The 8,502-nt window shown below is 66.3% G+C and carries 11 protein-coding genes; 1 reads left to right on the forward strand and 10 read right to left on the reverse strand.

Annotated elements, in window-relative coordinates:
- Positions 1 to 8: 8 nt before the first annotated feature.
- The 10 genes from flgK to flgB form a co-directional block, all read right to left on the reverse strand.
- On the reverse strand, positions 9 to 1,358 hold the full coding sequence (flgK, locus tag M9979_RS16550; RefSeq protein WP_254290467.1) for a flagellar hook-associated protein FlgK: 1,350 nt from the start codon (positions 1,356 to 1,358) through the stop codon (positions 9 to 11).
- A complete protein-coding gene (locus tag M9979_RS16555; protein WP_254290468.1) occupies positions 1,355 to 1,675 on the reverse strand; it encodes a rod-binding protein in 321 nt (106 codons plus the stop codon). Before M9979_RS16555 ends, flgK begins: the two co-directional genes overlap by 4 nt.
- Entirely contained in the window at positions 1,672 to 2,769 is a 1,098-nt protein-coding gene (locus M9979_RS16560; protein WP_254290469.1) for a flagellar basal body P-ring protein FlgI, read from the reverse strand. Before M9979_RS16560 ends, M9979_RS16555 begins: the two co-directional genes overlap by 4 nt.
- 149 nt (positions 2,770 to 2,918) lie before the next feature.
- A complete protein-coding gene (locus tag M9979_RS16565; RefSeq protein ID WP_254290470.1) occupies positions 2,919 to 3,656 on the reverse strand; it encodes a flagellar basal body L-ring protein FlgH in 738 nt (245 codons plus the stop codon).
- Position 3,657: 1 nt separating this feature from the next.
- Positions 3,658 to 4,446: a flagellar basal-body rod protein FlgG gene (flgG, locus tag M9979_RS16570; RefSeq protein ID WP_254290471.1), complete on the reverse strand. Its 789-nt coding sequence runs from the start codon at positions 4,444 to 4,446 to the stop codon at positions 3,658 to 3,660.
- Between the two features lie 12 nt (positions 4,447 to 4,458).
- Complete coding sequence (locus M9979_RS16575; protein ID WP_254290472.1) at positions 4,459 to 5,211, reverse strand: flagellar basal body rod protein FlgF; 753 nt, start codon at positions 5,209 to 5,211, stop codon at positions 4,459 to 4,461.
- A gap of 23 nt (positions 5,212 to 5,234) precedes the next feature.
- Positions 5,235 to 6,503 carry a flagellar hook protein FlgE gene (locus M9979_RS16580; protein ID WP_254290473.1) on the reverse strand — a complete coding sequence of 423 codons (1,269 nt, stop codon included), beginning with the start codon at positions 6,501 to 6,503 and terminating at the stop codon, positions 5,235 to 5,237.
- Positions 6,504 to 6,545: 42 nt separating this feature from the next.
- Positions 6,546 to 7,262: a flagellar hook assembly protein FlgD gene (locus M9979_RS16585; RefSeq protein ID WP_254290474.1), complete on the reverse strand. Its 717-nt coding sequence runs from the start codon at positions 7,260 to 7,262 to the stop codon at positions 6,546 to 6,548.
- 2 nt (positions 7,263 to 7,264) lie between these two features.
- Positions 7,265 to 7,672, reverse strand: a complete 408-nt coding sequence (gene flgC / locus M9979_RS16590) for a flagellar basal body rod protein FlgC (protein ID WP_254290475.1) — start codon at positions 7,670 to 7,672, stop codon at positions 7,265 to 7,267.
- 4 nt (positions 7,673 to 7,676) lie between these two features.
- Positions 7,677 to 8,024: a flagellar basal body rod protein FlgB gene (flgB, locus tag M9979_RS16595; RefSeq protein ID WP_254290476.1), complete on the reverse strand. Its 348-nt coding sequence runs from the start codon at positions 8,022 to 8,024 to the stop codon at positions 7,677 to 7,679.
- A gap of 319 nt (positions 8,025 to 8,343) precedes the next feature.
- On the opposite strand from flgB, the gene M9979_RS17470 reads away from it, so the two are divergent.
- Positions 8,344 to 8,502 (forward strand): helix-turn-helix domain-containing protein (locus tag M9979_RS17470; protein WP_422922112.1); only part of this gene is annotated, 159 nt, incomplete at its 3' end.

Below are 8,502 nucleotides of genomic sequence, written 5' to 3' on the forward strand. Positions count from 1 at the left end.
GGCGCGCCCTACCGGATATCGAGGATGGTCTGCATCGTCTCGCGCGCGATCTGGATCACGCGGCTCGACGCGGCATAGGCCTGCTGGAATCGGATCAGGTCGACCGCCTCGGAATCGAGGTTGACCCCGGTCGACGTCGACAATGCGGTCGCCGCGCCGTCGCGGATCGCGGCCTGTGCATCGGCGATCGTGTTCTTTTGCTTGTAGGCGGTGGCATTGCCGGTGACGAGCGTCGTCAGCGACGCTTCGTACCCGACGCTGATCCGGTTCGCCTCGAGCTTGCCGAGGTTCGATGCATCGCGCGATCCGCCGCCGGTGCCCGCGGCGATCTGGCTGCCGCTCGTGAAGGCCGTGTCGACGGTGATGTCGGTCGGCTTGCCATCGGGGTCGACCGCGAACAGCGCGACGCCGGGCGCGCCGGTCTGGTCCTTGCCGCCCTTCTGGTTGTCGTTGACCGCCTTGACGAAATCGCCGGCGACCGCGTTCAGCTCCTGCCGGATCGCACCGACGCGCTCGGCGCCGTCGGTCAGGCCGGCGAGCGTGCCGCCGTTGGGCGTGATCCGGGTCGTCGTGCTGCGCAGCGTGACCGAAAAGGAAACCTTGCCGTTGTCGTCGCGGGCGTAGGATACGGTGCCGGTCATCGCGCCCTGCACGAATGCCGGTCCCGACGATCCGCCGATGCTCACCGTCGCGCGGCCGATCGGGTCCATCTTGGCGTCGATGTCGACCAGCTCGCTCATCTGCGACAGGATGTTGTCGCGCTGGTCCATCAGCTGCGCGGCGGCGGTGCTGCCCGGCTGCGAACGGCTGAGGCCTTCGTTGACCTTGGTCAGCGATCCGGCAAGGCTGGTGAGCGTCTGCGCCGCCTGGTTACCCGCGGTGTCGATATCGGCATCGACCTGGTCGAACGCCTTGCCGGTCGCGGTGAAGGCCATCGCGGTCGAGCCCGCGGCGGAGAGCATGCCCGTGCGCAGCGCGGTCGAATCGGGTTCGGCGGCAAGGCTCTGCGCGGAGGCGAAGAAGGCGGTGACGCGGCTGGTCAGCGCATTGCCGGTCAGAGCGCCCTGGATACGGTCCAGCCACTCGGCACCCTTGGTGGTGCGCGTCAGGTCGCTGGTCGAGGCGCGCAGCGCGGTGCTGGAATAGACGTCGGTCGAACGGTTGACGCCGGTCAGCGTCACGCCGTTGCCGGCGCCATAGCCGTTGGTCGATCCGCTGCCGCCGGCGACCTCGTTCAGGGTCACCGCGCGCCGCGTGTAGCCGGTCGCGTTCACGTTGGCGATATTCTCGCCCACGGTCGCAAGCGCGGTCTGGTACGCGCGGACGCCCGAGGCGCCGATCGACAGCATGTCGCTCATTGGGGCGGATCTGCCGTGGAGTCGTTAAGATCGGATTGCGACCGGCTGAGAAACTCCGTCATCGCCTTGCCGATGCCGAGCGGCGTGGTCTCCGCCATCGACTGCGAGACGCGCGCATCCTGCATCTCGGTGAAGGTGTCGAGCGCCTTCGAATCGAACAAGGGATCGGCGAGCTTGGCCTGCCGCATGCTTTTGAGCATCATGCCGGTGAACACCGCCTCGAACTGCTGGCCCGCCTTCTTGAGGTTGTCGGCGCTCTTCAGCCGCGACGTGTCGCGCGAGATGCCGCCGACGTTCGAGATCGGAAGACCGGTCACAGGACGATCAGCTCCGCCTTCAGGCTGCCCGCTTCCTTGAGCGCCTCCAGGATCGCGACGAGGTCTGCCGGGCTCGCACCGATGGCGTTCACCGCCTTGACGACGTCGGCCAGTTTCGGGCCGGGATTGAGCAGGAACATCGGTTTCTTCTCCTCCTCGACCGACACGCTGGACTTCTTCTCCAACGCGGTCTGACCCTGGCTGAACGGCGCCGGCTGGCTGATCCGCTGGTTCTCGTCGATGCGCACGGTCAGCTTGCCGTGCGTCACCGCGGCAGGACCCACCCTGACCGCAGAATTGATAACGACCGTTCCGGTGCGCGCATTTACGATTACTTTTGCGGAGGGCTCGGCAGAGGTGACGTCGAGGTTCTCGATCGTGCTCATCAGCGTCGCGCGCACGTCCGCGCCGGGCGGCGCGCGCACCGCGACCGACACGCCGTCGATCGCCTGCGCGGTGCCGAAACCGAGCTTCGCGTTGATCGCCTGCGCGACGTTCTGCGCGGTGGTGAAATCGGAGCGCGCGAGATTGAAGGTCAGCATCGGCGCCGAATCGAACCCGGTGGCGACCGCGCGTTCGACGGTGGCGCCTTCCGGAATGCGCCCGGTCGAGGGCACGTTGACGACGATCTTCGACCCGTCCGCGCCCTCGGCGCCGAGCCCGCCAACGGCGAGATTGCCCTGCGCCATCGCATAGATCTGGTTGTCGGCACCGAGCAGCGGGGTCAGCACGAGGCTGCCGCCGCGCAACGACTTCGCCTTGCCCATCGACGCGACGGTGATGTCGAGGCGCTGGCCGGGCTTGGCGAACGGCGGCAGTTCGGCGGTGATCATCACCACCGCGGCGTTCTTCATCCCTGGATTGGCGCCCGGCGGCAGCTGCAGGCCGAAGCGCGACGCGACGGCTTTCAATGACTGCACGGTATATTCGAGGTTGTCGTCGCCGGTGCCGGGCAGGCCGACGACGACGCCATAGCCGGTCAGCTGGTTCGAACGGATACCCTGGAACCCGCCGAGGTCCTTGATCCGGTCAGCGTGCGCGGGCGCGGCGAGGGTCAGGATCGCGATCAGCGTGGCGAGGAGGAGACGGATCATGGCTTGGATGCTTGCACCAGGGATGGTTAGCGGAGTCCTAACGCGGCCCTCACCCATCGCCGCCTGCGGCGTCTCTCGCTCTCCCAATTGGGAGAGGGAAGGGGCCCGCCCGGCGCAGCCGGGTGGGAAGGGTGAGGACGATTTACGCATCAGAACGGCGAGATCACGGAGAAGAAGCGGCTTAGCCACCCCTGCCGCCCGGCACGGGCGACGTCGCCCTTGCCGGTATAGGCGATCTGCGCATCGGCGACGCGGGTCGACAGCACGCGGTTGTCGGCGCTGATATCGGCGGTGCGGACCAGCCCCTTGATCCGTACGAATTCGTCGCCGCGGTTGAGCGTCACGCGCTTCTGGCCCTGCACCAGCATCGTGCCGTTGGGATAGACCTCAGCGACGGTGACCGACACCTCGCCCGACAGCGAGTTAGCCTGGTCCGCCTGCCCGGTGCCGTTGAAGCCCCGCGCGCCGCTGATCGTCGCGTCGGTGGTGTTGAACAGCGCCAGCGGCCCGGTGGTCGGCGGGGTAAGGCTGCCCTGCCCCTTCGAATCGAGCTTCGAGCTCGACGATTTGGACGCGGCGGTGCGCTCGACCAGCACGATGGTCAGCGGATCGCCGACCCGGCGCGCGCGCCAGCCCTCGTACAGCGCGGCATAGCCGTCGTTCGCCTGGAAGATCGAGCCGTTCGCCGGCGCCGGCGCGGGCGCGACCGGCGCACGGACGACGGTGAAGTCCTCCGCCGGCTTCTTCTTGCCGAAGATGCTGGCGTCGGCCGGCGCGGGCGTGAGCGCGGCGAGGACGAGCAGGCCCGACGCCGCGGCGAGCGCGATCTCGGCCCAGTGACCGGCGACGAACGCGCCGGGGCGGAAAGGATTGGGTGCGGAGGCCATCTTACAGGTTCTGGTTCACGTATTTGAGCATCTCGTCGGAGGAGGAGATCATCTTGGAATTGACCTCGTAGGCGCGCTGCGTCTCGATCATGTCGACCAGTTCCTCGACGACGTTGACGTTCGACGCCTCGAGGCTGCCCTGGCGGATGTTGCCGCGGCCGTCCTGCCCGGCGATGCCGAGATTGGCGGCGCCGCTCGACGCGGTTTCCTTCAGGTAATTGTCGCCGGTCGACTGCAGGCCGGTGGCGTTGGGGAAGCTCGCGACCTGGATCTGGCCGATGTTGGTGCCTTCGGTCTGCCCCGGCACCTGCGCGGTGACGGTGCCGTCGGTGCCGATCGACACCGAGGTGGCATTGGCCGGCACGGTGATGCCCGGCTGGACCTGATAGCCCTCGGACGTCACCAGCAGCCCTTCGGGACTGCGGTTGAAATTGCCCGCGCGGGTATAGCCCAATTCGCCGCCGGGCAGCTGGACCTGGAAATAGCCGTCGCCGTCCAGTGCGAGGTCGAAGCTGTTGCCGGTGGTCGACAGCGACCCCTGCGTATCGATCCGCGCCGTCCCCTGCACGCGCACGCCGGTGCCGAGGTTGAGGCCGGTCGCGTATTTCGTCTCCGCGGTCGACGCCGCGCCGGGCGCGGTGATCGTCTGATAGGCGAGCGTCTCGAATGCGGCGCGGTCCTTCTTGAACCCCGTCGTGTTGACGTTGGCGAGGTTGTTCGAGATGACCCGCATGCGCGTATCCTGGGCGTCGAGCCCGGTGCGCGCGATGTGCATGGCGGAGGAGGACATCGTTCCTGTTCCTTAGCTCGGGAGACGCATCACGGAGGTGCTGCTCTCGTCCATATCCTTGGCCGACTTCATCAGATTGGCCTGAACTTCGTAGCTGCGCTGGTTCTCGATCATGTCGACCAGCGCCTGCGTCATGTTGACGTTGGAGCCTTCCAGCGCCCCGCCCTGCACCTTGGCGTCGAGGTTGGCGGGCAAGGTGCCGCCGCCGCTGACGCGCAACAGGTTGTCGAGGCCCTTCAGCGTCTTCGTGCCCTTGGTATCGACCAGCTTCAGCCGGTCGAGCACTTGCGGGTTCCTGGCGTCGCCGCCCTGCGGCACGATGCTGATCGTGCCGTCGCCGGCGATCGTCAGGCTGTCGTGCGGCGGGATGGTGATCGGCCCCGACTGCCCCTGGACGATAAAGCCGTCGCCGGTCTGCAGCACGCCCGATGGCGCGATCTCCAGGTCGCCACGGCGGGTGTACGCCTCGCTGCCGTCGCCCGCCTGCACCGCCAGCCAGTCGGTGTTGCCGGTGATCGCCACATCGAGTGCGCGTCCCGTCGACTGGATGGCGCCCGGCGCGCGATCGGCATCGGTCACCTCTTCGCTGGTCGGCATGCGTGCCTCCAGCTGCGCGCCGCCGCCCTTCAGCTCGATCCGGTCGAAGATCACGCGATCGGCGCGGAAACCCGTGGTGGACGCGTTCGCCATGTTGTTGGCGATCGCCGCCTGCGCCTGCATGTGCGCACGCAGGCCCGTCGCCGCCGTGTAGACCAACTTGTCCATCTAAAGCCCCCGCGCCGCGTTGCTTAGTTGCGGATCTGGATGATGGTCTGCGAGATCTGGTTCGCGGTATCGAGCGCCTTCGAGTTCGCCTGGAAGTTGCGCTGCGCCGCGATCAGGTTGACCAGTTCCTCGGTAATGTCGACGTTCGATCCCTCGATCTGGCCCGACATCAGCGAACCGAAGCCGTCCGCACTTGCCGACCCCATCGTCGCCGAGCCCGACAGGCCGGTCGCCGACCAATAGCTGTTGCCGATCTGGCGCAGGCCCGTCGGCGTCGAGAATTTGGCGAGCGCCACCTTGCCGAGCGGGACGATGTCGCCGTTCGAGAAGCTCGCCTGGATCAGGCCTTCGGAATTGACGGTCACGCCCGACAGCTGGCCGACTGCGACGCCGTCCTGGCTCTTGCTGTTGACCGCGAACGCCGACGACAGCTGCGTCGAATTGGCGAGGTTGAGCGAGATCTGCTGTTCCGCAGCGCCCGAAAGCGGGATGAATTTGTCGTATTTGATCGGGGTCAGCGGCTTGGTGATCGCCCCGGTGCTGCCGAAGGTGATCTCGACCGGATCGCTGCTGCCACCCACTTCCAGCGCCTTGTCACCGATGTAGGTGTGGACTTCCCACGTGCTTTCGGTGCCGAATGTCGCGTCCGGCATCTTTGTGCGGACGTAATAGCTGGTCATTGTCATCGGATTGCCGTTGGCATCGTAGATGCGCGTCGCGACCGAATTGTTATAAGTCGTCGTGTCGGTGCGATCGAACTTGGTCGTCTTGACCGTCGAGGTACCCGACACGTTGATCGAGGTGGCGACATCCTTCGTCGCTTCCGGCGTGCCGCTGGTCTGCTGCAGCTGCAGGTTGGTCAGGCCGTCCGCACCCGTCGCCGTGACGTTGCCGTCGCCGTCGACCGGATAGACCATCAGGAAGCTGCCCTGGCCGTCGACGACGTTGCGGCTCGAATCGACCGAGAAGGCGCCGTTGCGGGTATAGGCGATCGCGTCGCTCGCACCCGTCGTCTTCACCGTGAAGAAGCCTTCGCCCATCACCGCGAGGTCGAGCGCGTTGGTCGTGCCCTGAAGGTTGCCCTCCTTGAACTGCTGCTGCGTCGATTTCACGACCACGCCCGACCCCACCATCTTGCGCGGATCGGTCGACACGCTCGATGCGATGACGTCCGAGAATTCGACGCGGCTCTTCTTGAAGCCCGTCGTCGAGACGTTGGCGAGGTTGTGCGAGATCGTCTGCATGTCGGTCTGCGAAGCCTGGAGACCGGAGAGCGAGGTGTAGAAGGACATCGGGTTACTCCTTGGAAACGGTGAAAGCGGTTGGGATGCGGATCAGGTGGCGGAACGGACGTCGGACGGATCGACGTCGCCGACCCCCACGACCTTGAGCTTGGGGGCGCCGCTCGACGGCAGCGACACCGATTCGACCGGCGCCCAGACGAGCGTGCGGCTGGTGACGGTCTTGTCGCCGCCGGTGGCGAGCGCGGTGATCGTGAAGGGGCCGCCGCTGACCGTATTGCCGGACGAATCCTTGCCGTCCCAGGCGAAGCTGGTCGTGCCCTTCTTCTGCGCGCCGAGATCGAGCTGGCGCAGCATGCCGCCGTTGGCATCGGTGATCGTCACGCTGACCTGCGTCGCCGCATCGTCCAGCTCGATCGCGCCGTCGAGGCCGCCGGTCGATTTGGGATAGGCGGTCGACCCTTCGGTCAGCACCGTCTTGCCGACATAGCTCATCGCGTCGGACGCGGTGGTCGAGCCCAATTTGGTCGCCACGCCGGTCAGCGTCTTGTTCATCTCGCTGATGCCGGCGACGGACGAGAATTGCGCCATCTGGGCGACCATCTGGGTGTTGTCCATCGGGCTGAACGGGTCCTGGTTCTTGAGCTGCGTGGTCAGCAGCGTCAGGAAATCGGACTGGTCGAGCGTCGTCTTGGTCTTGCCCGACACGGCCGACGCACCGCTGGCGGTCGTCGTGTTCGCGGTGCTCGCCGCGCGGGTGATCCCGAGCTGCGAGAGCGTCGTGTCGAAGGCGGAGGAAGTGGTTGCCATGGTCAGCGGCCCAGCTTGAGGGTGTCGATGGTGAGCTGCTTGGCAGTATTCATCACCTCGACGTTGTTGGAATAGGAACGGGCCGTCTCCATCATGTCGACGAGCTCGCGGCTTTCGTCGACGGCGGCCTGGTAGATATTGCCATCCTTGTCGGCCAAGGGGTTGTTCGGGTCGTAGACCTTGGTCGGCGCCTCGCCCGCGGTGACGATGCTCTCGACATCGACGGTGGAAAGACCGCTCGCGGCGTCGAAGCTGGTGCGGAACACCGGCTTCATCGTCTTGTACGCGGTCTCCGCCGACCCGGTCGTGCCGCCGGCGTTGGCGAGGTTGGACGCGGTCGTGTTCATCCGCACCAGCTGCGCGCTCATCGCGCGGCCGGCGACCTGGAAGACGCTCATCGGATCGGCCATCGGCTTATTCCCCCTTCAGCGCGCGGGTGATCTGGCCGATGCGCCCGTTCAGGAACGACAGCGTCGTCTGATACTGGACGGCATTCTCGGCGAAGGCGGTCTGTTCCTGGTTCAGCTCGACGGTGTTGCCGTCCATCGAGGTCTGCAACGGCACGCGATATTTGGTCGCGGCGTCGAGCCCCCGGTTGCCGCCATCATTCTCCATCGACGCGAGCGCCGACTTGAAGTCGATGTCCCGCGCCTTGAAGCCCGGCGTCGAGGCGTTGGCGATGTTCGATGCGAGCACCCCCATGCGCTGCGAACGCACTTCCAGGGCGGCCCCGTGAACTCCGAACAGACTGTCTGCGGCCATCGGGCCTGATCTCCGGCGCACCATTGCGCTACCAGTGACGTAAGCAACCACCGTGCCAGTTTTCGGATTCCGGGGCGGGGAGGATGTTTTTTCGCGCTTTGCCGGGCGATGGCGGGCAAGCGGCAAGCCGGTCGGCAAACCGTTGCCGCCCTTTGCCGTCGACCGGCAAACGTTGCCGCACACCTTTCGTCACCCCGGACGTGTTCCGGGGTCCACCGTACCGCAAGGGAAAGGCTGGAGCCTCTTGCCCTTCGCCCCGCCGCACAGTGGACCCCCCTGAGTTCACAAACGAAGTGCAACACCTGAGACAGGTGCTGCTATGTCGACCTATCGCCAGCTATCGCTTGAAGAACGCTGTTCGATTGCCCGGCTTCATGAAGCCGGGCAATCGATCCGGCAAATCGCTGCAACTCTGGATCGCCAGCCGTCGACCGTCTCGCGCGAGCTGAAGCGCAATGCCGGCGCGACGATCGGCTAC

It is taken from the genome of Sphingomonas liriopis, from assembly GCF_024211255.1.
Classification (GTDB): Bacteria; Pseudomonadota; Alphaproteobacteria; order Sphingomonadales; family Sphingomonadaceae; genus Sphingomonas; species Sphingomonas liriopis.